Genomic DNA, 21,492 nt, shown 5'->3' on the forward strand with positions numbered 1-21,492 from the left:
ACGTCGCCTCGATAGCGCTTACCGGATGCCCGCGGAGGCGGTTTTCAAGCGCATCGCTATGGCGTCTTCCCGTTCCAGGTCTTCCAGTCCGGCTTCCAGCGCATACACTGTCCGATCGAGCTCGGGAAGCAAAACATCCTGCAGCGCGCGCGCGCGCCGCAACGCGCGGCGATACGCCAGGTACAAGCGTTCGAGATTGCCGCTGACCGCGGCCAGGGGCGCTGCCATTTCAATGACGTCGGCAAAGGCTGCACGGCAGTCCCTGGCCTCCGGTGACGCATTCACCGCTTGCTGCGGCTGTGCGGGTTGCGTGAGATGCAGATGCGCCTCCAGCAAGCGGACTCCCACCAGAGATCGCGGGATGATTTCCGCCGAGGCGGGCTCCCGCTCCGGAACCGGATAGACCAGCAGCTCTTCCAGGCCGTGACGTCCGGTTGCGGCAACCAGCGCGGCAGTGGCCCGCTTGCAGGCGGGTAAAAAATCCGCCTCCAGCGCCGCGCTGCGGCGCAACTCGGCAACAATCTCGCCAGCCAGAAGCAGGCACATTTCATCCAGAAAAACGTGGCCTTCATACAGCGCATGGCGCTCTTCCTTGCACTCGATCAGGGCACTTCGGGTAGGTATGACGTCGCTCATGCCAGCCCCGCAAGATGCGCGCTGATCTGGGCATTGGAAAGCCGCGTCAGCTCCAGGCGGGGCAAGGCGGCAAGCAGACGCCAGCCGATCTCCATGCTTTCCTCGAGCGTTCGCGCGCGCAACTGGCCGATTGCCTGCTCTTCAAAGGCTGTGCCAAAGGCCAGATACTGCCTGTCAGTCGGTGCCAGATCTTCTTCCCCGACCACGCTGGCCAGCAGTCGTGCCTGTATCGCTCTGGCATAGGCGGCATAAAGCTGGCTGGCCAGTGCCGGGTGGTCGGGATGGGTAAATCCAGCGCCGATGCCGTCTTTCATCAAGCGCGAAAGGCTGGGAAGCACGTTGACCGGCGGGTAAATGCCGCGCCGATCCAGGTCGCGTGAAAGCACGATCTGACCCTCGGTGATGTATCCGGTCAGATCGGGAATCGGATGCGTGATATCGTCGGAGGGCATGGTCAGGATCGACAGTTGGGTCAGGGTCCCCTGCGCACCCTGCAGACAACCGGCACGCTCGAACAACGTTGCAAGATCCGAATACATATAGCCGGGAAAACCTTTGCGGCTGGGAATTTCACCCTTGCTGCTGGAGACTTCGCGCAGTGCCTCGCAGTAATTTGTCATGTCGGTCAGGATGACCACGACATGCTTGCCCTCGACGAAAGCGAGATACTCTGCAGCGCTCAGCGCAAAGCGCGGTGTCAGCAGGCGCTGGGTGCTGGAATCGCTGGCCAGGTTCAGGAACAACGCGGTTCGCTCCAGCGCCCCGCTCTGTTCCAGGCTGCGCCGAAAGAACTCCGCGCTGTCGTAGGGGACGCCAATACCCGCAAACACGATGGCGAAGTCGCTCGCGCCGCCTTGCCTGAGGCGCGCATTGCTGGCGATCTCGACCGCGATGCGCTCATGCGGCAGCCCGCCGCCGGAGAAAATCGGCAGCTTCTGGCCGCGCACCAGGCTGTTCAACAGGTCCACGGTCGTGAAGCCGGTCTCGATGAAATCACGTGGCGGACGCCGCCAGACCGGGTTGAGCGGAAGGCCATCGATCGCATATTTCCCGCGGACGGCGATCGGCGGTCCGCCGTCGATGACCTGGCCGACGCCATTCAGGACCCGCCCGAGAATGCCGGGGCCCAGGCCGAAGGAAAGCGGTTCGCCCAGGAAGCGCACCACGCTGTCCGCCAGTCCGAGCCCGCTGGTGGATTCCAGCACCTCGATCGTCAACAGATCCTGGTCGATGGCTGCCACGCGGCCGATCCGGGGGCGGCCATCGCGTCCCGTCACTTCAACCGCATCGTGGAGGCCGACATCGAGGGTACGCTTCAGAAACAGCAATGGCCCTTCGATGCGCGTTGCGGCGCCTTCAACCAGGATTCGAGGAAACATGGTCCGCCTCCTTTTTCCTGATGATCGTGGCAAACTCCCGTTCCACGCGCGCTTCAAGTTCGACGAAGCGCTGCAATTCGTCATTGCCGATATCTTCGGCCATCCTCTGCAGCGCCCGCATGCAGTCGAGCCGGACGATCTGATCCGGGCTCGCGCCGGCTGCCACGGCCTGTTCGGCCAGGTCGATGAAGCGGCCGATCAGCCGCATCATTGCGCTTTGGCGGGCCGGCGTTGCGACCCGGTCCACCTCGGAGAATGCCGATTGGCGCAAAAACGCCTCGTTGACCAGCTCGGCGCAGATCAGTGTCAGCTGCTGGCGTATTGGCAGCGCATCCTTGCCGATAATCCGCGCCATCCGCTCCAGTTTCGACTGTTCTTCCAGCAGCGTGAGGAATTGACGTCGCAGCGAAAGCCACTGCGCGTTTCCCTGCTGCTGCCACCAGGGTTCGAACTGCCGCGCATCCTCGGCGTAGGATTGCAAGGGATTGATGGCCGGATAGAAGCGCGCATGTGCCCGCTTGGCGTCGAGCGCCCAGAAGCTTCTGACATAGCGTTTCGTGTGGCTGGTGACCGGCTCGGAAAAATCGCCGGAGGGTGGGCTGATGGCGCCCATGACGGTCACCGAGCCGGTGGCGCCGTTGAGCGTCTCCACCAGGGCGGCGCGTTCATAGAATTCGGCGAGCCGGCTCGACAGGTAGGCCGGGTAACCGCCTTCCCCCGGCAACTCGCCGAACCGGCCCGATACCTCGCGCAGGGCCTCGGCCCAGCGGCTGGTGGAGTCGGCCATCAGCGCGACATGCAGCCCCTGATCGCGGAAGTACTCGGCCACCGTGATGGCGCTGTAGATGCTGGCTTCGCGGGCCGCGACCGGCATGTTCGAGGTGTTGGCGATGATGACCGTGCGCTCCATCAGCGGGCGCCCGCTGCGCGGCTGCGTCAGCCTGGGAAATTCATCGAGCACACCGGCCATCTCATTGCCGCGCTCGCCGCAGCCCAGGTAGACGATGACATCGGCATTGCAGCCTTTGGCCAGCGCTTCGAGCAACACCGTCTTGCCGGTGCCGAAGCCGCCGGGAATCGCCCCCTTGCCGCCCTGAGCGATCGGGAAAAGTGCATCCAGGATGCGCTGGCCGGTCACCAGCGGCGCCAGCGCCGGCAGCCGCCGCCTGATCGGCCGTGGCACGCGCACCGGCCAGGAATGGCGCATCGACAGTTCTTGCGCCGCGCCGTGAGCGGACTGCACAAGACAAACGCAATCGGTCTCGCTGTAGCTGCCTTGCGGCCATGCCTTGATGACTTCGCCCCGCGTTTCTGGCGGCACCAGGCAGCGCTGCATCTGCCCGTTTGCAGCGCGCACCTCGCCCAACACTTCGCCTCCCTGGATTTGCATGCCCGGCACCAGTTGCGGGGCAAAGTCCAGGCGCACCGCTGCGGCACCCTGGAAGCCCGGCCTGACAAAGGCAGTGTCTTGTCCCGAAAGCGGCCGCAGCAGGCCATCGAAGATGTTGCCCAGCAGTCCAGGACCAAGCGGGATTGACAGCGGCAGCCCGTCGCCCTGTATCTCGCTGCCGGGCCGCAGTCCGGTCGTATCTTCGTATACCTGCACCATGATTTCGTCGTGGTCGAGGCTGACCACTTCGCCCAGCAAGCCTTGTGGTCCCACCCGCACCGCCTCGCGCAATGTGAACGGGCCAGCCACCGTGGCGCGCAGCACCGGTCCGCTGATCCTGCGCAGCGTGGCGCGGCTCATGGCTGTCGCTCCAGATAATCCAGCAGGCGCGCTTCGATCGCGGCGCGGTCGGCCAGCAGACCGCCGAGTGTCGCGTCAAGCCGGTTGCCGCCGGCAATGATCAAGAGTCCGGCCTGCAGCTCCGCAAGCTCGCTGCAGGCCGGCATGGTGCCCAGGCAGCGGGCTACGGACTGCAGCGCCTGGTCGCGCTCTTCTGCCGGCCATCCCGGCGCAACCTGCAGGGTCCACATTTCGTGGGGCAGCAGCCGCTGCGCGCTATCGATCGCCTGCGCCATCCATGTCTTGCGCCGGCCCGGATCCTGCCATCGTTCCAGCAGCGCTTCGGGCAGCATTTGCCAGGCGAGCTGCAATAATTGCGCGAGGCGCTGCTGCTCGCTGAGCCTGCGCTCGGTCTGCAGGCGCGCTGCTGCTGCCTTGATCTGCTCGTCCAGGCGCTGCCGTTCCGCGGCGAAGGCAGCCCGCATGCGCGCCCGCGCGTCGCGCTGCGCTTGCCGGACCACACGCCTTGCGCGCGCCTGTGCGTCGGCGATCAAGGCGTCGCATTGGCGCCTGCGGTCTTCCTCAAGCAGCGTGAGCATGGCTTGCATCTGGCGTTCGACATTACTCATTCCATCCCCATCTGGCGTCGCAAGCGTTGTGCCCGGTCCGGCAAAGGCTGACGTCCGAGCAGATCCGGCACGACCAGCGTGAGCGGCGCCAGCGCTGCCAGCGCCGCGCCCAGGAGTTCGCGCGGAATCCGCGCGGCAACGTCCGCGGAAACCAGGACCAGTTGTCCGTCCCCTCGTGCCTGGGCCAGGCTGGCAGCTTCTTCTCCGGCTGCCGGCAGCAGAATCTGCGCACCCGCAAGGCGAAAGCCCGCCGCCGTCAGTTCGTCGCCAATGTAGATCACGACCATGGTCTAGAGGCGGTTCAGGATCAGGATGGAAACGATCAGGCCATAAATCGCAATCCCCTCGGCCAAACCGACGAAAATGAGCAGACGGCCGAAAAGCTCGGGCTTCTCTGCCAGCGCCGCAATGGCCGCCGTGCCGACTTTGGCGACGGCGAACCCGGCGCTCAGAGAAGACACGGCCGTCGCGAGCGCGGCCGCGACCAGACCCCAAGTGTTGATCAAGCCTTCTGCCAACGGCGGCTGCGCGGCGGCGGCAGAACCGGGGGAAAGGATCAGCAACAAGCTTGCTGCGCCGGCGGCCGCGATGGCCAGCCACAGCGCAAGACCGAAACGCCGCATGTTCATATTTTCACCTGGGAAAGGAGGGGAGGCGCCGGCAGTGGGCGAAAAGCGCGGCCTTCGCCTGTAAAGAATCGCGTAAAGAATTCGAACAATACCAACCGCGTGGTCTGGATCGACACCACCATCACCTCCAGTGTCAGCACCAACGCATTGCCCAATACCAGCAGTAGCGCCTTCAGTGCGGGGTTGGGTGCTGCATCAACCAGGGAAACGATTGCTGACGACAGCCCCGCATGGGCCAGCGCGAAAGCACCGACCCGCGCAAAGGAGAGCGTGTTGATCAGCAACTGCAGCACGCGTTCAATCAGGCGCCCCGCTGCAGGGAGAATGGCAGCTGCGCTGCGCGTCTGAATTGCCGGGCCGGCCAGGCAGGCAGCAATGCCTGCCGCTGCGATCCAGATCGCGGCGGGCGATGCGAGCGCGCCGAGCAGGCCGAAATACACCGGCAGGATGCCGGAATCGTGCGCCAGCCAGCGGATCGATTCGCCACGCCAGTAGGCTGCCACCGCATTCATTGCGAGCCCCAGCGTGAGGAAGGCCGCCCCCCCGGCGATCGGCACCCAAAGTATCGTGATCGGATCATCAAGGGGAGCAAGCCAGAGCGGCTTGATGAAGCCGTGCATGCTGAAGATGGAGCCGAACATCCAGCCGAATCCAGTGGCTGCGATGCCGCAGCTCAACAGCAGGCGAGCAACAGCGTAGCGGCGGCGCAAGAACCAGGCGATGGTCGCGATGATCAGCCCCTGACCGATGTCGCCAAACATGTATCCGAACATCAGCGGCACAACGACGGCCAATACTTGCGTGGGGTCCGTTTCACTTGCGGCCGGCATTCCCAGGGCGCGTGTGAACAATTCGAACGGTCTGGACCAGGCCGGGTTCATGAACAAAAGCGGTGCCTGCGCATTGTCCGGCGCGGCCGGAAAATACAGCAGCGCCCTGGCGCCGCAATGATCGATGGCCGCTGCCAGCGCCGTTCCCGCGAAGTCGCTGGTCCATCCGGTCACCCGGACAAAATGCTCGCCGCCATCGAGCGCGTGCACATTGTCAATCATCCATTCGAGTCGTTTTGCATCCCCGAAAAGAATGCGCAAGCCATGCGTGTGGTGCGATTCCTCGATCCGGCTGGCGGCTGCCTTTGCTTCGCGCTCGATTTCATCCATGCGCGCCTGGATATAAGTCTGGTTCTGTCCGGGGTCATCCTTCAACCATGGCGCAATCGAATGCACCCTCCCTTTGAGTGCGGTGACTTGCGCCGAGATCGCTTCGAGATCGGCAGCGCTGGCGACGATAATGAAGAACACCGACTGCGCCTGTTCGACCCGCAGCATCAGCGCCGATGGCAGGAAATGCGGTTCCGCGTCCTTTGGCAATTCCAGCACGGCGGTTCCCAGCAGCGGGCCCGCCGCTGCAAGCCGGGAAAATCCGAGCGTCGTGCCGGCGATGGCGTCCAGAAGCGTGCGCCATAGCGCAAGTTCCGCGCGCTCGGCTTCAAGCAGCTGCAGCCTTTGAATGGTGGGCTCGGCCTCGCTTGCCCAAGCCCGCAGGCGTTCGAGCACGTCAGCCAATATCTTTCCCGGAGCGTCATGGACGGCCGACGGCCGCAGGCCCGATGTGGGCCAATAGTGGCGGTAACGCCGCGCAAAATCGGAGAATTGCTGCAGCAGCGGGCGCACTTCCTCGAAATACGGTGGCAAGGCAGCAACCGAGTGCGTTTCAAGTTCGATCGATCCGGTTGCCGCCAGCGCCTCGAGCAGCATCGCGCAGTCTGCACGTGCCACCAGCGCCTCGAACCAGCGTGCCGGGCGCGGCCGCATCATGGCGCCAGGCTCCGCGACGGAAATGCGATGCGCGTGGCGATTTCGCCCCGCAAACGCTCAAGATCGAGCCATTGCAGCGCAAGGAACGCGAATGCCGCCGGCGGTTCCAGCGTGAAGCGCCGAAACAAGGCAGCAAGCTTCTCTTCCAGCAGGTGCCGATGGCGCCAGCCTTCGTCGCCTGCTGCCTTGGCGAAGGCGGCAAGATGGGACTCGATGGCGCGCACCAAAACCATGAAATGCGCAGCTTCCTCTTCTGACAGGCGCGGCATGCGGCTTCGCCATTCCCGGCACCAGCCGCTTGCGACCGCGTCCGGGTCAACCCAAGGTTCATGCAGCCCGGCAAAGAGTCCTGCCATCTCCTTCATGGCGGGGAGGCGCTTGCCCGGCGATGCGCCCGGATTCGCGAATGCCATGTCGCACTGCATCCATCGATAGGGCATGCCGCCGTTTGCGAGATATTGAATAAACGGCAGGTCAACGATCAGTGCGCACCAGCGCAGCGCCGCTTGCCAATCGACCGGCATCCAGCCGGCCACCTCATCGACCCGCTCACGCCAGTGATTCCGCGTCGCGCAATCAAGTTCATGCAATCCTGGCGGCATCGGCAACTGAGCGACAACACGATCAAATCCTGCAGCGCGTGCGATCTCGAGCAACGCCGACAATTCACGCGCGTGCTCCATTTCGCGCCAGGCCGCGGCATTGGCCCGGGCAGCGTAGCGCGACTGGATACGCACTTGTGCATATTCGATGCTTCCAGGGATCATTGGGTATCCCCGATACACTCTCCCGCCAGTGTTGCGACCGCGTGACGCAAACGGGCCAACTCCTCTATCGTAGGGACATAGGACTTCTTGAACTGGTTGGATTCCTTCTGAAATGCGGAAAGCCTTTCTGCAAGCACCTGTGCATGGCCCTGCCGAATCGCCTGCATTCTTCGCTCGCAGCGCTCGCTGATTAAACGTGCCTCCCGGCGGGCGATTTCGAGACGCTCTTCAGCTTGCCGGCGACAGGCGATGACAGACTCGCGCGCCTCACCCTCCGCCGCAAGCACCTTCGAGATCGCGGCTTCGACCGCCTCGCCGCAGGGTAAAGGCTCACGGGGCATTGGCAATTGCGCGTCCTCGGTTGCTGTCCCTCTAACAAAGCAATCAGGCGTTCAAGGAGCGATATGTTGGGCCCTTGTCGAGCCACCAAAAAACCGGAAACGCGCCAGTTGCGCCTGCCTTTTATTGGGTTCATGTTCGGCCATTCATTGCGGCCGGCCTTGACAGAAATCAAATACGGATTGAATTCGCCGGCGGTGCGGGACGGATCACCAGATTCCCGGTCTGCCAGTCCGGCTGCCTCATTGATGGCCAGCGGCGGCCCGGGCCAGGTCTGCCTGCTTCTCCTGGAGATACTCGTCGAGATCAAGTTCATGCAGTTGCGCCGGATAGCGCTCGGTGAGGGCAAACCACTTGCGCATGCGCTTCTCCATTTTTTCCTGGGGCGATCCCGTATTGACACTGCTGTAGGCGAGCAGCGCCAGGTAGTAGCGCATGACATTGCGCTCCAGCGAGCCGCGCTCGCCGCCGACATACAGGGGGCGTCCGTCGGGACTCTGGCCTGTCACGGTAAAGCCGATCTTCGAACGTCCTGCCGTGGCCAGGTACATGCGCATCGCGATTTTTGCCATGGTGCCGTAGCCATAGGCATAGCTAAAATGCACGAAGGAACGGCTGCCGCCGATTGGCATCGCTTCGAAGACGATGCGGTAATCCCGTGTCGACAGCGGCCCCTGCGCCGCACTCAGCGTCGCCCGGAAGTATGCCGCGTCGGCGGCCTCGACGCGCAGCGCATAGGTGATGTGGTAAATCTTGCCCGCCGCCAGCGCACGCTTGGGGCCGACCGATAGCGTCAGCGCCGCATTGTCGCTGGTGCCCGCAGGCTGGCATCCGCGCACATTCAGATGCAGGAACAGCAGCTCGCAAACCCTGTTTGCAGACCTGAACGTCGCCGTTATCTCGGCGACCGGATGTGTCACTTCTGCATAGACATCGCCCTCGAGCCGGTTGCTGCCCTCGCGCGAGCTCAGGTACAGGGATTCTCCGAAGGTATTGGTGCGCAGCTGCGCTTGCAACTCGATGTGTCTGGCTTGCAGCGCAGCGGCGGCGCTTGCCGGGGGCTCCAGCGCGCACGCGGACATGCATAACCAGGGCAGGGCCAAGGCAACTGCCAGGAAGGTCTTGATGGGGCAGAGGTATCGGGTGCCGCACCGATGCCGCCATGCGTGCCCTATGTTCGGGTTCATAGAGCAAACATGGTAGTCGTCTCAACGGCTGGAGGCGTTGAGACGCATCAGTGGTCAACCGCCTGCTGCTGCCCCGGGGCTAGTGCTGCGCAGTCTCGCGCAGCGCTGCTGCCGCCTCGCGAATGGCGCTCAGGGTGTCGTCCCAGCCGATGCAGGCGTCCGTCACGGATTGACCGTACACCAGCGCCGACAGGTCCGCCTGGATTTTCTGCGCACCCTCGACGATGTTGGACTCGATCATCATGCCGACCAGGCTCTGGTTTCCTGCGCGGATTTGCCGCACGACGTCCTGCAGCACGCCCACCTGGCGCTTGTGATCCTTGTTGGAGTTGCCGTGGCTGCAATCGACCACGATGGAGGCGGGCAGGCCGGCTTTGTCCAGCAGGGCTTCGGCTTGCGCCACGGCGTCGGCGCCATAGTTGGGCGCCTGGCCGCCGCGCAGGATCAGGTGGCCGTGCGGATTGCCGGCGGTACGGATGACCGAGGTCAGCCCATCTGCATCCATGCCCAGGAAGGCATGCGGCGTGCGGGCCGACTGCATGGCATTGATCGCCACTGCGAGGCCGCCATCGGTGCCGTTTTTCAGGCCGACCGGGGTTGACAGGCCGCTCGCCATTTCGCGGTGGGTCTGGGATTCCGTGGTGCGCGCGCCGATGGCGTTCCAGCTGATGAGGTCGCCCAGGTATTGCGGCATCAACGGGTCCAGCGCTTCGGTGCCGATGGCCAGGCCCATTTCGCTGATGTCGCGCAGCAGCGTACGGGCGATCCGGATGCCCTTGGTCATGTTGAACGAATCATCCCGGTCCGGATCGTTGATGAGGCCTTTCCAGCCGACCGTGGTGCGCGGCTTTTCAAAATAGACGCGCATCACCAGCACCAGCACGTCGGCGACTTCATCGGCCAGCGGCTTGAGCCGGCGCGCGTAATCGAGCGCCGCGGCGGGATCATGGATGGAGCAGGGGCCGACTACGACGAAGCGCCGCTGGTCTTTCCTGTCCAGGATGTCTTCCAGCGTTGCGCGGCCATTCAGCACGGTCGCGAGGGACTTCTTCGTGTGCGGGATTTCCGTCTGGATGGCGGAGGGCGGCGGCAGGTTTTCCTGGGCCAGGATGCGGGCATTGATCAGTTGGGTCATGAAGGCGTTTTCAAAAAGTGGCGGCGGCGCCTATTCTAGCTGTTTGTACAAGCAAAAATAAAGCTAGGTGATTGCGGGGGCATGCTGTATATTGACCTCTGCACGTACATCAAGCCGTTTTATTGTTGGTCTCATTTCTGTCTTGCTCTTCCGAAGAGCCATGTCTGTTTGAATCCCTCGGTTATATTTCTTGGTCTCCCGTGTGTCCCGGGCTTGTCCCTATTTTGTTTAAAGGAAATAACATGAGTACTCAAACTGGTATTGTCAAATGGTTCAACGATTCCAAGGGCTTCGGCTTCATCACGCCTGATGGCGGTGGCGCTGACCTGTTCGCCCACTTTCAGGACATTCAGTCGACCGGCTTCAAGAGCCTGGCTGAAAACCAGCGCGTGTCGTTCGACCGCGGCACTGGTCCTAAAGGCGAAAAAGCGACGAACATTCGCCCGCTGTAAGTTTTTGCCTGAATGAAGCATCGGTGATTTGTCGCCGATGACGAATGAAAGCCCGCTTCGGCGGGCTTTTTGCGTTTTTACTTCGCCCAATCCGCATGGGCGTGCGGGTCAGCGTGGCGCATATCCCGTGCTGACCGAATTGACCAGCACGCCATCGACATACACCGCTACCGGATCGCCTTGCGGCGAAGTCAGCAGGCTGTCGGCGGTCGCGCGCTGGAAGGGCAGCTTCATCCTGCCGCCATGCACCGCCGCCATTGCCTCCTGCGCCAGGTCTTCGCTAAACGAAGACAAGTCCTTGATGATCAGGATTTTCATTGCAATTCTCCTTCATTGGCATGGCGGCAGGGAAACCCCCACCGCCACGTCCGCGTCGATCAACCGAAGTTGATGGTGTTGTCGGCGGTCTGTTTCGGCTTCACGGTGGCAGTGATGCCGGAGGCGAAGGCGACATTGTTGCCGTTGTTGACCAGGGTATTCTGTTCCTGGTCGATGCTTTGCTCGGCATCGAACGAGAAGCTGTGCTTGGATGCATCGATTGCTGTGTACGAGTAGGCTGGCATCCAGCCTTTGTACATGCCGCCGGAGACGCCGGCCATGGCTTGGCGGTCGAGTTCGGTGGTGCGGGACAGGTCTTTGATGGTCAGGGTTTTCATGGTAAATCTCCTAAGGTGTCATTGAGTTGGATTTTGCTGCTTGAGGCAATCTGTTGCGCTCACAGGGGATAGTGCAGGGAGCGTGCCAGGTCAGGCTGGTGGTGCTGGAATTTATTTCAAGTCATTGAAAAATAAGGGGAATTTAATTATTTTGACGGGCGGGCAGGGGTGCGCAACGCAAGGTCTGCCGCCGGCGTGATGGGTGGAACCCAACACTTTTTCGCATGCTGTACGGCGGTTTGCAACAGATCCCGATGAACCGGTCTTCTTGGTTTGCTCCATGGGTATAATCAGTCGATCCGAATCTGCCATGATCAGAATGACTTTTCTCCTGCGCATCTTTGTCAGCCTGCTGGTATTTGTTGCTTTGCCCACCCTGGCGTCCAAGCCCTTGTCGGTGATTCATCCGGATCGGCCTTCTGCAATCGATGCGCGCTATGACTACCAGATCAAGCTGTTGAAACTGGCGCTGGAAAAATCGGGCATTGCATATCAAATGCGGCCGAGCAAGATCAAAATGGAGCAGGGGCGCACCTTGTTGCAGCTGGAAAGGGGCCAGGACATCGATGTGGTCTGGTCGATGACTTCGCGCGAACGAGAGCAGCGATTGCGGCCGATACGCATTCCGATCGACAAGGGCTTGATCGGTTATCGCGTGTTTTTGGTCAAGCACGAACATCTGAAGAAATTTGCGCAAGTCCATACGCTCGACCATTTGCGCCGCTTCGAGGCCGGTCAGGGTAGCCACTGGCCGGATACCAGGATCCTGCAGGCGAATGGCTTGAATGTGTATGGCGCCACCGTGTATGAAAACCTGTTCAACATGCTGGAGGCGGAGCGCTTCGATTATTTTCCGCGCTCGATTACGGAAGTCTGGGATGAAATCCAGGCCCATCCCGGCCGCGGTTTCACTATCGAGCCGACCATCCTCCTGTCTTATCCCGCGGCGGCCTACTACTTCGTGAACAAAGAGAACCGGGAGTTGGCGCAAGCGATCGAAGCAGGACTGCGCCAGGCCATCCGCGATGGCAGCTTCGATCAATTATTCAATGAATACTATGGTGAATGCGTGCGCAAGGCGGATCTTCGGCAGCGGAAAGTCATTCGATTGAGAAACCCTCTGCTACCGGATGAAACGCCGCTGCTGCAACAGCAACTCTGGTTTCGGCCGCTTGATTGATCATCGTGCTTCCGCTTTCCTGCCGGCGTCGGTAGTCGCGGCACTCGCGGCACCCGGATTGGCGTATTCACCCGGTGGCGTGCTGGCCGCAGGGGCGGCGCCTTTATTCGGGAAATACATCTTGCCGTTCTCCGTCTTTTTATCGTCCCTGAATTCGCCTTCCCAATAACTGCCATCGGTCCAGATATAGCGCCCACGCCCATGGCTCTTGCCGCGAACCCAATCGCCGGTATACACGATGCCACTCTTGAAGCGGGTGCTGCCGTAGCCATGCGGCATGCCCTCCCTGACTTCGCCATCATAACGGCTGCCATCGGAAAAGATGAAAGTGCCTTTGCCGTTGGGCATGTCGTTTGCCCAATCGCCGGTGTAACGCTGGCCACTGCTCCAGACGAACTTGCCCTTGCCTTCCTTGCTTCCTTGCACCAAAGTGCCATCGAACTGGTTGCCATTACTCCAGGTAATTTTCACTTTTCCGGAAACCAGCCCGGATTTTTTATCGACTGAAAAATCGCCGGTCATGGTCTGGTCATCAAACTTGACGGCATTGCGGCCAGGACGGCCAGCGGATTCCGCTGGCGCTGCGTCTGTGGCATCTTCCGGTTTGAGCGCCGCTTGCGGCGGCATGGGCGTTGCGGCAACGGGGGCGGGCGAGGCCGCTGCCGTGGTGCTTGCCGCAGCAGACGGGACTGGGACCGTGGGCGTCGATGTCGGTGGTGACGCTGGCGCCGGCACCATGCCAGCGGTGGACGCCGATGTTACAGGCGCGGGTGTGGACTGCGCCTGTTCCTTGGCCATCATCGTTGGTGCGCTCGCCGGTGCGGCTGGTTTCAGGCTGGCCAGCCGGTCCCTGGCAAGCGCGGCATAGCCGCCTTTGGGATACTTGCGCAGGTAATCCTGGTAGGCAGCGACGTCGTTGCTTGCGCTGGCCTTGCTCCAGGCGGCTTCTTCGGGTTTGGTGCCGGCTGGCGCTACCTTTGCTTCCGGCTTGCCTGCAGCGCTTGCGCCCGGCGGGGATGCCGGTGCAGGGACAGGAACCGGGGATGCCGTGGCCGCATGCGGCGCTTCCTGGCGGGGGAGTTCGGCCGCGGCCGTTGCAGCTTGCAGGCGTTCCAGCCGCAGCCTGGCGATGGCGGCGTAGCGGCCTTGCGGGTATTGCCGCAGATAGCTTTCATAGGCACTGGCCTGGTTGCGCTTGCTGGCTATTTGCCACATGTCGATTTCCGAGCCCGGGCGGTCCGCCGACGGTGATTGCGGCGGCATCGCTGCGGTGCCTGCCGCGCCGCCGGCCTCTGACGGTTCTGAGGCGCCCGAGGAAGCCGAGGAGGCCGACGCGGCTGCCGAAGGGGGCAGGGCGCCGGCTGGCTGCGGGGGGCTGCCAGCCACTGGTTCCGCAACGCCGGAATCGGCAACGAGCGCCTGCTCGCTCAAGCCATCCCAGCTATGGTTTGCTCCCAGGTAGATGCCCGAACCGATGCCGGCGGCAAACAGCAGCGCAAACACCAGCCAACCCTGCCTGTCCCGCCGCGGCGACACAATGGCATCCTGCTCGAAGCGGTGTGGCGGCGTGGGGGGAGTGTGCCAGTCGCCGGCCATTTGCGTCACCGACAAAAGTTCCGGCTCGGACGATGCGCGCGGCTCTGGCGGGGGCGCGAACGGGGCGGCGGCCTTCCCGCCGCCCTTATCGTCGACATTGTCGGCCGGGCGGGCGTATTGCTTACCGTATTGCGTACCGTCATGCCCGCCATGTAGCGGCTTGTCTGCTGGCGCAGGCCTGGATGCGATATCAGGTGCGGGCGGGACGTTCGCCGTGACATCTTTCGGCGGTCGGACAGGCGATCCGACATGCCGGGTGATGTCGGGATCGGCGGCCGTCGGGACGTCTGGCTGGCTGCCATCGACTTGTGCCACAGGAATCGTGCGCGCCACCGTGGTCGACCAGTCGCTGCCCGGGCGCGGCACGGTGCGAGGCTCTGGCTCACTGATGCCGAGTGCGCGGCGCAGTTCGTCGATCGAGTGGAAGCGCTGTTCCGGCTTGACCGCCAGCGCCTTGTCTATGCTTGAAAGGAAGGCTTCGCTGTAGCGGCCCTTGCCAGCTTCGCGCGCGGGAACCAGTTCATCATGCACCATGCGCGCCACCGCGGGCGGCGGCGCCTTGCCGGTGATCAGGTAATACACGACGGCCGCCAGCGCGTAAACATCGGTCCAGGCGCCCTGGCGCAGGCCGGCGATGTCGGCATATTGTTCGATCGGCGCGAAGCCGGGTTTGAGTATGGCGGTGAAGCATTGCGTCAGGTCGCCGATGACACGCCGCGCGGCGCCAAAATCGAGCAGGAGCGGCCGGCCATCCTTGAGCAGCAGGATATTGTCGGGGGCGATGTCGCGGTGCAGGCAATGCGCGCGGTGCAGGATCTCGATGGCGTCAAACAGGTCGGCCAGCAGCATGCGCAGCCAGGCTTCGGTGGGTTTGATTTTGTGCGTCTGCAGGGCTTGCTTGAGCGTCATTCCTTCGTAGTAGGGCATCACCATGTAGGCGGTGCCATTGCCTTCCCAGAAGCTGTGCACCTTGACCAGCGCCGGTGAATCGAACTGCGCCAGCATTTTCGCTTCGTTGATGAAGCTTTTCAGGCCGGCGGTGAAGGTGTCGAGTTTTTTTTGCGAGCGCACGCTCACCGCCATCCTGGTCGTGCGCGTGGCCAGGCCGGATGGCATGTATTCCTTCAGCGCGACCTGCCGCTCCAGTGAGTGGTCATAAGCCAGGTAGACAATCCCGAAGCCGCCTTCGCCAATCAGGTCGAGTATTTCGAATTCGCCCAGATGCGTCCCCACTGGCAAGACATTCGCGCCATAGTCCGCATCGCCCTGCGGCGTTGGCTTGAACATCAATCTGCGGGTGCGCATTGCCGTCTGTGCGCTATCGTGTTTGAGATTCATCATGAAGCCTGTTCATCCTGTCTGTTTCGGCGCTGAAAATGCAACCGGCGCTGCCGCGGGCGCGGCGAGTCAATCCAAAGCATCTTCGATGCCAGAACCGGCCCGCGTTCGTACCTAAACGCGCCCAAGCTTGGTTTCATCATCGTCGCGCCACGCGCAAGGGGATTGATTTGCATCGCAATTTCCGGGATTTTTCGTGCTTGTCGGTATGAATACAACAAGCCTTCGCGCGAGTGCGGCGCCATGCTGTCACAGCGCCGGATTGAGGATGGTTTTTTCCGGGCTATACAAGTCCTCGGCACGCACCACCACCGCCGAAATGTTGTCGCGCCCGCCCCCATGCAGCGCCAGGGCGATCAGGGCTTCCGTGGCTTGCCGGCAGTTGCCGCAGACGAGGGCATTGCACATTTCCTGCTCGCTGACTTCGTTGCTGACGCCGTCGCTGCACAGGAGGAACATGTCGCCATCCATGGCTTCGATCATGCCTTCATCCAGCTCCAGGTTGTCGGCGGCGCCGACCGCGCGCGTGATCAGGTTGCGCGCCGGATGGTGCAGCGCTTCCTCCGCACTGAGTTGGCCGCTGGAGCGGAGTTCCTCGACCTGGCTATGGTCGCGGCTCAGCTGGCGCAGCATGCCGTTGCGGTACAGGTAAATGCGGCTGTCGCCGGCCCAAAGAAAACTGCAATGCTGGCCACAGGCGAGCAAGACCACCACGGTGCTGCCGATGATTTGCCCATCCCGCATGGCCGCCTCGGCGCGCAAGTGGCTATTCACCGCCTGCAGCTGACCGCGGGCGTCGATGGTAAAGCCGGCCAGGCTATCGGCGGCGGAAATCTTGTCCAGGGCGTCGACCACCATGCGGCTGGCAACATCGCCGCGCGCATGTCCGCCCATGCCATCGGCGATCGCCCACAAGCCGCGTTCCGTCTGCTCCAGGCAAGCGTCTTCATTCACCTGGCGCACCAGACCGACATGCGAGAGCGCGGACGAAGTCCAGCGGAACCGGGTTTCACAGATCATGCCAGGCTCTGCGCGGTCTATTGCTGCTTGAGGTTGCCGCCACTCTGGTCAAGGCCGACGTTGATGTTGCTGTTGGCTCCGGTGTTATTGATTTCGACCGTCTGGAACTGGTTGACCATCTGTTCGGCATAGTTGTTCACCTGGAAGAAGTTGATGACGGTGCCGAAGCTGCCGGAGCTGGTAGTGTGCGGCCGGATCCAGCCATAGACCCATGGCGCCCCGGCGCCCCGGACACAAGACATCGCTTTGCGATCCAGTTCGCGACTGGTGCGCAAATCCTTGATCGTGATGGCAGCCATGATGTATCTCCAAAAATATGTGCTTGCTTCAGACCGCTGCCTTGGCGCTGGCGAATTGCGCGGGATTGACTTCAAAACTGAGCGGCCCGAAGCCGGCGCCGATCACACCGACGTTGTTCAAGGCATTGACTTCGACATTCTGGAACTGGGTAATGTTCTGGTTAATGCCGATATTGACATTTGCGACGGGCCCCAGCCCGCGCAGCCAGGAATTGCCGCCACGTACGACGAGCAGGGCCTGGCGGTCGAGTTCGCGGTTTTGTGGCAGGTTGTGGATCATGATGGTGGACATGTTGTTCTCCGGATGATGGTGGATCAGCGGTGGCGGCGGGCGCCGCCACCTTCTTGCCAAGCCCCGATCAACCGAAGTTGATGGTGTTGTCGGCAGTCTGTTTCGGATTCACGGTGGCAGTGATGCCGGACACAAAGGCAGCATTGTTGCCATTATTGACCAAGGTGTTCTGTTCCTGGTCGATGCTTTGCTTGGCATCGAACGAGAAGCTGTGCTTGGAAGCATCGAGGGCGAACACCGAGTACGGTGCGAAGCCTTTGTACATGCCGCCGGAAACGCCAGCCATGGCTTGGCGATCGAGTTCAGCGGTGCGGGACAGGTCTTTGATGGTCAGGGTTTTCATGGTCAATCTCCTAAAGTTTCATGATGAGTGGATTTTGCTGCTTGAGGCAATCTGTTGCGCTCACAGGGGATATTGCAGGGAGCGTGCCAGCATTGGGTGGTGTTCCTGGATTCTCTTGTAAGTCATTGAAATTTATGGATAATTATTTTATGTAAGACGTGTTTCATGTGCTGATCAGGCGCCATGCTGCAGACGAATGACGGGCTTTGGCCAACAGCTGCGCACCTTACTGTCGGGGCCGCGCCGACACCATTGCTGGCCAGACGGCAATCCCCGATGTCCCGCCTCAAGCCGGCGCGGCATCGTGATGGAATCGGCGTGGCGCAATGCGCGCGGCGCATCGATCAGGATGCGCCGCGTCCCGGTGGCAGGTAAGGTGGAAGTGCCAGCGGTGCCGGCATTGCGATGTGTAGTGGTGTCGCGGCTGGACTGGCGCTGTTTGAACGCCAGTATTGCGTGCAGGCTGCGGGTGTGGGGCGTATTAGTGGGGCGTATTACTTCTGCGGCCGCGTCATGGCCAGGTGGGTGCGGCCGAAGCCGGCCGGATAATCGACCAGCCGGGTGCTGTGCAGCGCACGCGTTTCGAGCGGACTCAGGTAGCCGCTGCGGCGCGCGCCGCCGACGATCGCCAGCATGGCCTTGCGATCGAGGTCGATGCTTTCGGTGAGATCCTTGATGGTGATGGTGGACATGGCTAGTTCCCCTGTTTCGATGGCAATCCGCGCAGCTTGCGCATTTTGCAATTGAATTTAGAGGGAGCAAACTGCGTCAAGTTCGCGATTTGACGTACGAATGCGGCAAGGATTGCGTATCCTTGCCGCATTCGATTCATGCACAGGCGTTGCTGCCTGTGCGTTGGTTCTTGCTATACCACCGCGATGGCGCTGGCGAACTGGCTGGGGCTGACATCCAGCTTGAGCGGGCCGAAACCGGCGCCGATCACACCGACATTGTTCAGGGCATTGACCTCGACATTCTGGAACTGGGCAATGTTCTGATTGATGCCGATATTTACGTTGGCGACGGGCCCGAGGCTTTTCAGCAAGGAATTACCACCGCTTACCGCTGCCATGGATTTCCGGTCAAGGTCCCGGCTCTGCGCCAGATCGTGTACGTTGATGATGGACATGCTGATTCTCCTCGTCTCGCCCGTCAATCAACCGAAGTTGATGGTGTTGTCGGCGGTCTGTTTCGGCTTCACGGTGGCAGTGATGCCATGGGCGAAGGCGACATTGTTGCCGTTGTTGACCAGGGTGTTCTGTTCCTGGTCGATGCTTTGCTTGGCGTCGAACGAGAAGCTGTCCGAGGATTTGTCGATCGAGGTCACTGAGAAGGGCATCCAGCCTTTGTACATGCCGCCGGAAACGCCAGCCATGGCTTGGCGATCGAGTTCAGCGGTGCGGGACAGGTCTTTGATGGTCAGGGTTTTCATGGTCAATCTCCTAAAGTTTCAATGAGTGGATTTTGCTGCTTGAGGCAATCTGTTGCGCTCACAGGGGATATTGCAGGGAGCGTGCCAGGTCAGGCTGGTGGTGTTAAAAAATGATGCAAGTGATTGAAAAATAAGCGTAAATTTTAAATTCTGACGGGCGTGGCGGCGTTTGCGAGCGAGGCTTGGCAAGGACAGATGTCGGCGCGTATCCAACATTAAAAAGCCTTTGTTCGGCAAAGGCTGACACCATTCTGCTTCAGGACGGAAGGCAAGAAAGTGTGTAACAGCGCAGTCGGCACAAGGACTGAATTTAGCTTTGTGAATTCTGTCTGAATCAGGAAATTTTGCAGGTACGAAGGCACGCCAAGGCGCATCCAATTGAGGGGGAAGTTAAGGCGGGCGACGGGAATGCGTACCGGCAATTGGACCGGCAGGCTTTTCAAGTTAGCTCAATGAGGGGATGCAAGTACATGGGTATGATGGCCTGTGCCCACTTCTCCCGATCCGGAGGCATGCCAGGTGCGGGCCGCGGGCGATGACACGGAAAACCAATGGCTAATCTTGCGGACGCGATTCGTAGCTACTATGGCAGCGGCCAGTCGCAGCAGGATTTTTTCGTCCAGGTGGAGCGTGCATTGGCCACGGAGCCAGCCAGCGCGGCGCGCCTGCTGGACATTCTGGGCGAGGAAAACGCCAGGGTGCCATTGCCGCCCGATATTTATGCCGAATTGCAGCGCCGCATTGAGCGCAAGGTGGAAGCCGGGCGCGCCATCGGCGCCGAGGAAACCCGCGTTCAAACCCGCCCCGGCGAGCAGCGCTGGACGCCGCAATCAAGCCTGCCCCCGGCGAGCGACGACATCGGCAGCGATCCCGGCCTGGAACGCATGAAAGGTGTCGGCGATACCCTGAACGGCCGCTTCGTGCTGGAGGAATGCATCGGCTTTGGCGGCATGGGCACCGTGTACAAGGCGCTCGACTTGCGCAAGCTGGAAGCCTCCGACCGCAAGCCCTACATCGCCATCAAGGTTCTGAACGTACAGTTTCGCGGTCATCCCAAGTCGCTCATCGCCCTGCAGCGCGAGGCGCGCAAGGCGCAGATGCTGGCGCATCCGAATATCGTGACCGTATACGACTTTGACCGCGATGGTTCGATGGTCTACCTGACCATGGAATATCTGTCGGGCAAACCGCTCAGCCAGGTCCTGCGTGCGCCGGGATTCACCGGCCTGCCCTATGCCGAAGTCCTGCGCATCGTCACCGGCATTTCCAGGGCGCTGGCGTACGCCCATGAACGCGGTTTCGTCCATTGCGACCTCAAGCCTGGCAATGTGTTCTTGCTGGACAAGGGCGAGGTCAAGGTGATCGATTTCGGCATTGCCCGCGTCTTCCACAAAACCGAGGAAGATTCCGAAGCCACCGTGTTCGACGCCGGCACCCTGGGCGGCCTCACGCCAGCCTATGCCAGCCCGGAAATGATCGAACACCTCGATCCCGATCCGCGCGACGATATCTACGGGCTTGCCTGCATCACTTATGAACTCCTGACCGGCAAGCACCCGTTTGACCGCACGGCCGCGACCCTCGCGCGCAACGCCGGCATGCGTCCGCAGCGCCCGCAAAATCTGGGCAGCAGGCAATGGCGCGCGCTCAAGGCGGCACTCTCCTTCGAACGCGCCAGCCGCACGCCGACCGTGATGGAATTCCTGCGCGAGATGAGCGGCGAATCCCGCAAGGCGGTGTACGTGGCGCTGGCGGCATCCGGCCTGACCGTGGGGGTATTACTGGTGGCGGGCCTCAGCTATTACCTGGCCTCGCGCCCCGACACTGGCCCGGGCGAAACAGCGCCAACGACGGCCGGCGTGCCGCCACAAGAAGAAGCCATGGCGACCCAGGCGCCGACAACGCAAGCGCCGCCACCCCAAGCGCCGGCGCCGGTCCTGAGCCTCGCCGCCGTAACGCCGGTGCTGGCGCAAGTGCCATGTTCGGCGCTGGCGGCGACACTGCGCGATGGCACACTGCAGGTCCAGGGGTTCCTGGCGCAGCGGGTGGGCATGCCGCGCCTGAAGGAAATGCTGGGCGCCATCCCGGGCGCCAAGGCCATCGAGCTCAATACGCGCCAGGTGGGCGATGACGATTGTGCCGTCATCGAAACCTTCGCGCCGTACTGGCAGCGCAACCGCCAAGCCGGCGGCGGCGCCGTTATCCAGGCCCGTGCGCGCAACGGCGAACTGGCGGAAGGGGAGTCCTTGATCGTCGACATCAAGACACCCGCTTATGAAACGTATGTCTATGTCGATTACTTCGTGCTCGATGGTAACGTCGCGCACCTGGTGCCCAATCCACGCATGCGCGCGCACCAGGCGCCGGCCCATTATGAAGCCGCCATCGGCAGCCTGGGAAACTGGGTGATTTCACCACCTTTCGGTAACGAACTGATCGTCCTTCTATTGACGCCGACGCCGCTATTCGACAAGGTGCGCCCGGAAATTGAATCGCGCGCGGAATACCTCAAGGTGACCGAGAGACAATTGGCGCAACTGACCGCAAAGTATGGCGCCGATCGCATCGTCGCCGACTTTGTCCAGATCACCACCAAACCGCGCAAGCCCTGAAAATTCCAAGGGCGTATAGATGGTA

24 protein-coding genes are annotated in these 21,492 nt (G+C 61.9%); 3 read left to right on the forward strand and 21 right to left on the reverse strand.

Going from position 1 to position 21,492, the window contains the following annotated elements:
* Positions 1 to 18: 18 nt before the first annotated feature.
* The 11 genes from D3878_RS01320 to D3878_RS01370 all read right to left on the reverse strand — a co-directional run bounded on the left by D3878_RS01320 (position 19) and on the right by D3878_RS01370 (position 10,247).
* The gene (locus D3878_RS01320) at positions 19 to 636 is read right to left on the reverse strand and encodes a V-type ATP synthase subunit D (RefSeq protein ID WP_119783837.1); all 618 of its coding nucleotides are present in this window, start codon (positions 634 to 636) and stop codon (positions 19 to 21) included.
* Positions 633 to 2,015: a V-type ATP synthase subunit B gene (locus D3878_RS01325; RefSeq protein ID WP_119783838.1), complete on the reverse strand. Its 1,383-nt coding sequence runs from the start codon at positions 2,013 to 2,015 to the stop codon at positions 633 to 635. Before D3878_RS01325 ends, D3878_RS01320 begins: the two co-directional genes overlap by 4 nt.
* Positions 1,993 to 3,765 (reverse strand): V-type ATP synthase subunit A, encoded by a 1,773-nt coding sequence (locus tag D3878_RS01330; RefSeq protein ID WP_119783839.1) that lies wholly within the window; start codon positions 3,763 to 3,765, stop codon positions 1,993 to 1,995. The genes D3878_RS01325 and D3878_RS01330 overlap by 23 nt, the downstream gene beginning before the upstream one ends.
* Positions 3,762 to 4,373 (reverse strand): hypothetical protein, encoded by a 612-nt coding sequence (locus D3878_RS01335; RefSeq protein WP_119783840.1) that lies wholly within the window; start codon positions 4,371 to 4,373, stop codon positions 3,762 to 3,764. Before D3878_RS01335 ends, D3878_RS01330 begins: the two co-directional genes overlap by 4 nt.
* Entirely contained in the window at positions 4,370 to 4,660 is a 291-nt protein-coding gene (locus D3878_RS01340; RefSeq protein WP_119783841.1) for a V-type ATP synthase subunit F, read from the reverse strand. The genes D3878_RS01335 and D3878_RS01340 overlap by 4 nt, the downstream gene beginning before the upstream one ends.
* Positions 4,661 to 4,663: 3 nt before the next feature.
* Complete coding sequence (locus D3878_RS01345) at positions 4,664 to 5,002, reverse strand: ATP synthase subunit C (protein WP_119783842.1); 339 nt, start codon at positions 5,000 to 5,002, stop codon at positions 4,664 to 4,666.
* On the reverse strand, positions 4,999 to 6,819 hold the full coding sequence (locus tag D3878_RS01350) for a V-type ATP synthase subunit I (protein ID WP_119783843.1): 1,821 nt from the start codon (positions 6,817 to 6,819) through the stop codon (positions 4,999 to 5,001). The genes D3878_RS01345 and D3878_RS01350 overlap by 4 nt, the downstream gene beginning before the upstream one ends.
* Positions 6,816 to 7,586, reverse strand: a complete 771-nt coding sequence (locus tag D3878_RS01355) for a hypothetical protein (RefSeq protein WP_119783844.1) — start codon at positions 7,584 to 7,586, stop codon at positions 6,816 to 6,818. Before D3878_RS01355 ends, D3878_RS01350 begins: the two co-directional genes overlap by 4 nt.
* Positions 7,583 to 7,933 (reverse strand): hypothetical protein, encoded by a 351-nt coding sequence (locus D3878_RS01360; protein ID WP_147383858.1) that lies wholly within the window; start codon positions 7,931 to 7,933, stop codon positions 7,583 to 7,585. Before D3878_RS01360 ends, D3878_RS01355 begins: the two co-directional genes overlap by 4 nt.
* Before the next feature lie 234 nt (positions 7,934 to 8,167).
* Positions 8,168 to 9,112, reverse strand: a complete 945-nt coding sequence (locus D3878_RS01365; protein WP_147383859.1) for a hypothetical protein — start codon at positions 9,110 to 9,112, stop codon at positions 8,168 to 8,170.
* Positions 9,113 to 9,191: 79 nt separating this feature from the next.
* Complete coding sequence (locus tag D3878_RS01370; RefSeq protein ID WP_119783847.1) at positions 9,192 to 10,247, reverse strand: 3-deoxy-7-phosphoheptulonate synthase; 1,056 nt, start codon at positions 10,245 to 10,247, stop codon at positions 9,192 to 9,194.
* A 242-nt stretch (positions 10,248 to 10,489) separates the two neighbouring features.
* Between D3878_RS01370 and D3878_RS01375 the strand changes: the two genes are divergently transcribed.
* Positions 10,490 to 10,699, forward strand: coding sequence for a cold-shock protein (locus tag D3878_RS01375; protein WP_119783848.1), 210 nt, complete (start codon positions 10,490 to 10,492; stop codon positions 10,697 to 10,699).
* A gap of 108 nt (positions 10,700 to 10,807) precedes the next feature.
* Here the strand turns inward: D3878_RS01375 and D3878_RS01380 are convergent, their stop codons facing one another.
* A complete protein-coding gene (locus D3878_RS01380; RefSeq protein WP_119783849.1) occupies positions 10,808 to 11,017 on the reverse strand; it encodes a hypothetical protein in 210 nt (69 codons plus the stop codon).
* Between the two features lie 59 nt (positions 11,018 to 11,076).
* Positions 11,077 to 11,355, reverse strand: coding sequence for a hypothetical protein (locus D3878_RS01385; protein WP_119783850.1), 279 nt, complete (start codon positions 11,353 to 11,355; stop codon positions 11,077 to 11,079).
* A 310-nt stretch (positions 11,356 to 11,665) separates the two neighbouring features.
* Here D3878_RS01385 and D3878_RS01390 point away from each other — a divergent pair, with 310 nt between their 5' ends.
* Positions 11,666 to 12,535, forward strand: coding sequence for a substrate-binding periplasmic protein (locus tag D3878_RS01390; RefSeq protein ID WP_158592146.1), 870 nt, complete (start codon positions 11,666 to 11,668; stop codon positions 12,533 to 12,535).
* Here the strand turns inward: D3878_RS01390 and D3878_RS01395 are convergent, their stop codons facing one another.
* From D3878_RS01395 to D3878_RS01435, 8 genes are all read right to left on the reverse strand, one after another.
* On the reverse strand, positions 12,536 to 15,472 hold the full coding sequence (locus D3878_RS01395) for a serine/threonine-protein kinase (RefSeq protein ID WP_119783852.1): 2,937 nt from the start codon (positions 15,470 to 15,472) through the stop codon (positions 12,536 to 12,538).
* Between the two features lie 246 nt (positions 15,473 to 15,718).
* A complete protein-coding gene (locus tag D3878_RS01405; protein WP_119783854.1) occupies positions 15,719 to 16,489 on the reverse strand; it encodes a PP2C family protein-serine/threonine phosphatase in 771 nt (256 codons plus the stop codon).
* 17 nt (positions 16,490 to 16,506) lie between these two features.
* Complete coding sequence (locus tag D3878_RS01410; protein ID WP_119783855.1) at positions 16,507 to 16,788, reverse strand: hypothetical protein; 282 nt, start codon at positions 16,786 to 16,788, stop codon at positions 16,507 to 16,509.
* Positions 16,789 to 16,816: 28 nt separating this feature from the next.
* The gene (locus D3878_RS01415) at positions 16,817 to 17,080 is read right to left on the reverse strand and encodes a hypothetical protein (RefSeq protein WP_119783856.1); all 264 of its coding nucleotides are present in this window, start codon (positions 17,078 to 17,080) and stop codon (positions 16,817 to 16,819) included.
* A 67-nt stretch (positions 17,081 to 17,147) separates the two neighbouring features.
* Complete coding sequence (locus tag D3878_RS01420) at positions 17,148 to 17,423, reverse strand: hypothetical protein (protein ID WP_119783857.1); 276 nt, start codon at positions 17,421 to 17,423, stop codon at positions 17,148 to 17,150.
* Positions 17,424 to 17,917: 494 nt separating this feature from the next.
* The gene (locus tag D3878_RS01425) at positions 17,918 to 18,115 is read right to left on the reverse strand and encodes a hypothetical protein (RefSeq protein ID WP_119787638.1); all 198 of its coding nucleotides are present in this window, start codon (positions 18,113 to 18,115) and stop codon (positions 17,918 to 17,920) included.
* Positions 18,116 to 18,288: 173 nt separating this feature from the next.
* Positions 18,289 to 18,552 carry a hypothetical protein gene (locus D3878_RS01430; RefSeq protein ID WP_119783858.1) on the reverse strand — a complete coding sequence of 88 codons (264 nt, stop codon included), beginning with the start codon at positions 18,550 to 18,552 and terminating at the stop codon, positions 18,289 to 18,291.
* Between the two features lie 27 nt (positions 18,553 to 18,579).
* Complete coding sequence (locus D3878_RS01435; RefSeq protein WP_119783859.1) at positions 18,580 to 18,855, reverse strand: hypothetical protein; 276 nt, start codon at positions 18,853 to 18,855, stop codon at positions 18,580 to 18,582.
* 551 nt (positions 18,856 to 19,406) lie between these two features.
* Between D3878_RS01435 and D3878_RS01440 the strand changes: the two genes are divergently transcribed.
* On the forward strand, positions 19,407 to 21,467 hold the full coding sequence (locus D3878_RS01440; protein WP_119783860.1) for a serine/threonine protein kinase: 2,061 nt from the start codon (positions 19,407 to 19,409) through the stop codon (positions 21,465 to 21,467).
* Positions 21,468 to 21,492: the final 25 nt, after the last annotated feature.

Origin of the sequence: Noviherbaspirillum sedimenti (genome assembly GCF_003590835.1) — a bacterium.
Lineage (GTDB): Bacteria > Pseudomonadota > Gammaproteobacteria > Burkholderiales > Burkholderiaceae_D > Paucimonas > Paucimonas sedimenti.

Excerpts from the sequence above, each read along its gene's own strand:
- D3878_RS01325 (WP_119783838.1), bottom strand. The coding sequence starts at position 2,015 with ATGTTTCCTCGAATCCTGGTTGAAGGCGCCGCAACGCGCATCGAAGGG.
- D3878_RS01430 (WP_119783858.1), bottom strand. The coding sequence starts at position 18,552 with ATGTCCATCATCAACGTACACGATCTGGCGCAGAGCCGGGACCTTGAC.
- D3878_RS01405 (WP_119783854.1), bottom strand. The coding sequence starts at position 16,489 with ATGATCTGTGAAACCCGGTTCCGCTGGACTTCGTCCGCGCTCTCGCAT.
- D3878_RS01380 (WP_119783849.1), bottom strand. The coding sequence starts at position 11,017 with ATGAAAATCCTGATCATCAAGGACTTGTCTTCGTTTAGCGAAGACCTG.
- D3878_RS01435 (WP_119783859.1), bottom strand. The coding sequence starts at position 18,855 with ATGAAAACCCTGACCATCAAAGACCTGTCCCGCACCGCTGAACTCGAT.
- D3878_RS01335 (WP_119783840.1), bottom strand. The coding sequence starts at position 4,373 with ATGAGTAATGTCGAACGCCAGATGCAAGCCATGCTCACGCTGCTTGAG.
- D3878_RS01370 (WP_119783847.1), bottom strand. The coding sequence starts at position 10,247 with ATGACCCAACTGATCAATGCCCGCATCCTGGCCCAGGAAAACCTGCCG.
- D3878_RS01320 (WP_119783837.1), bottom strand. The coding sequence starts at position 636 with ATGAGCGACGTCATACCTACCCGAAGTGCCCTGATCGAGTGCAAGGAA.
- D3878_RS01375 (WP_119783848.1), top strand. The coding sequence starts at position 10,490 with ATGAGTACTCAAACTGGTATTGTCAAATGGTTCAACGATTCCAAGGGC.
- D3878_RS01410 (WP_119783855.1), bottom strand. The coding sequence starts at position 16,788 with ATGGCTGCCATCACGATCAAGGATTTGCGCACCAGTCGCGAACTGGAT.
- D3878_RS01355 (WP_119783844.1), bottom strand. The coding sequence starts at position 7,586 with ATGATCCCTGGAAGCATCGAATATGCACAAGTGCGTATCCAGTCGCGC.
- D3878_RS01415 (WP_119783856.1), bottom strand. The coding sequence starts at position 17,080 with ATGTCCACCATCATGATCCACAACCTGCCACAAAACCGCGAACTCGAC.
- D3878_RS01390 (WP_158592146.1), top strand. The coding sequence starts at position 11,666 with ATGATCAGAATGACTTTTCTCCTGCGCATCTTTGTCAGCCTGCTGGTA.
- D3878_RS01340 (WP_119783841.1), bottom strand. The coding sequence starts at position 4,660 with ATGGTCGTGATCTACATTGGCGACGAACTGACGGCGGCGGGCTTTCGC.
- D3878_RS01395 (WP_119783852.1), bottom strand. The coding sequence starts at position 15,472 with ATGATGAATCTCAAACACGATAGCGCACAGACGGCAATGCGCACCCGC.
- D3878_RS01365 (WP_147383859.1), bottom strand. The coding sequence starts at position 9,112 with ATGAACCCGAACATAGGGCACGCATGGCGGCATCGGTGCGGCACCCGA.
- D3878_RS01440 (WP_119783860.1), top strand. The coding sequence starts at position 19,407 with ATGGCTAATCTTGCGGACGCGATTCGTAGCTACTATGGCAGCGGCCAG.
- D3878_RS01385 (WP_119783850.1), bottom strand. The coding sequence starts at position 11,355 with ATGAAAACCCTGACCATCAAAGACCTGTCCCGCACCACCGAACTCGAC.
- D3878_RS01345 (WP_119783842.1), bottom strand. The coding sequence starts at position 5,002 with ATGAACATGCGGCGTTTCGGTCTTGCGCTGTGGCTGGCCATCGCGGCC.
- D3878_RS01425 (WP_119787638.1), bottom strand. The coding sequence starts at position 18,115 with ATGTCCACCATCACCATCAAGGATCTCACCGAAAGCATCGACCTCGAT.
- D3878_RS01350 (WP_119783843.1), bottom strand. The coding sequence starts at position 6,819 with ATGATGCGGCCGCGCCCGGCACGCTGGTTCGAGGCGCTGGTGGCACGT.
- D3878_RS01420 (WP_119783857.1), bottom strand. The coding sequence starts at position 17,423 with ATGAAAACCCTGACCATCAAAGACCTGTCCCGCACCGCTGAACTCGAT.
- D3878_RS01330 (WP_119783839.1), bottom strand. The coding sequence starts at position 3,765 with ATGAGCCGCGCCACGCTGCGCAGGATCAGCGGACCGGTGCTGCGCGCC.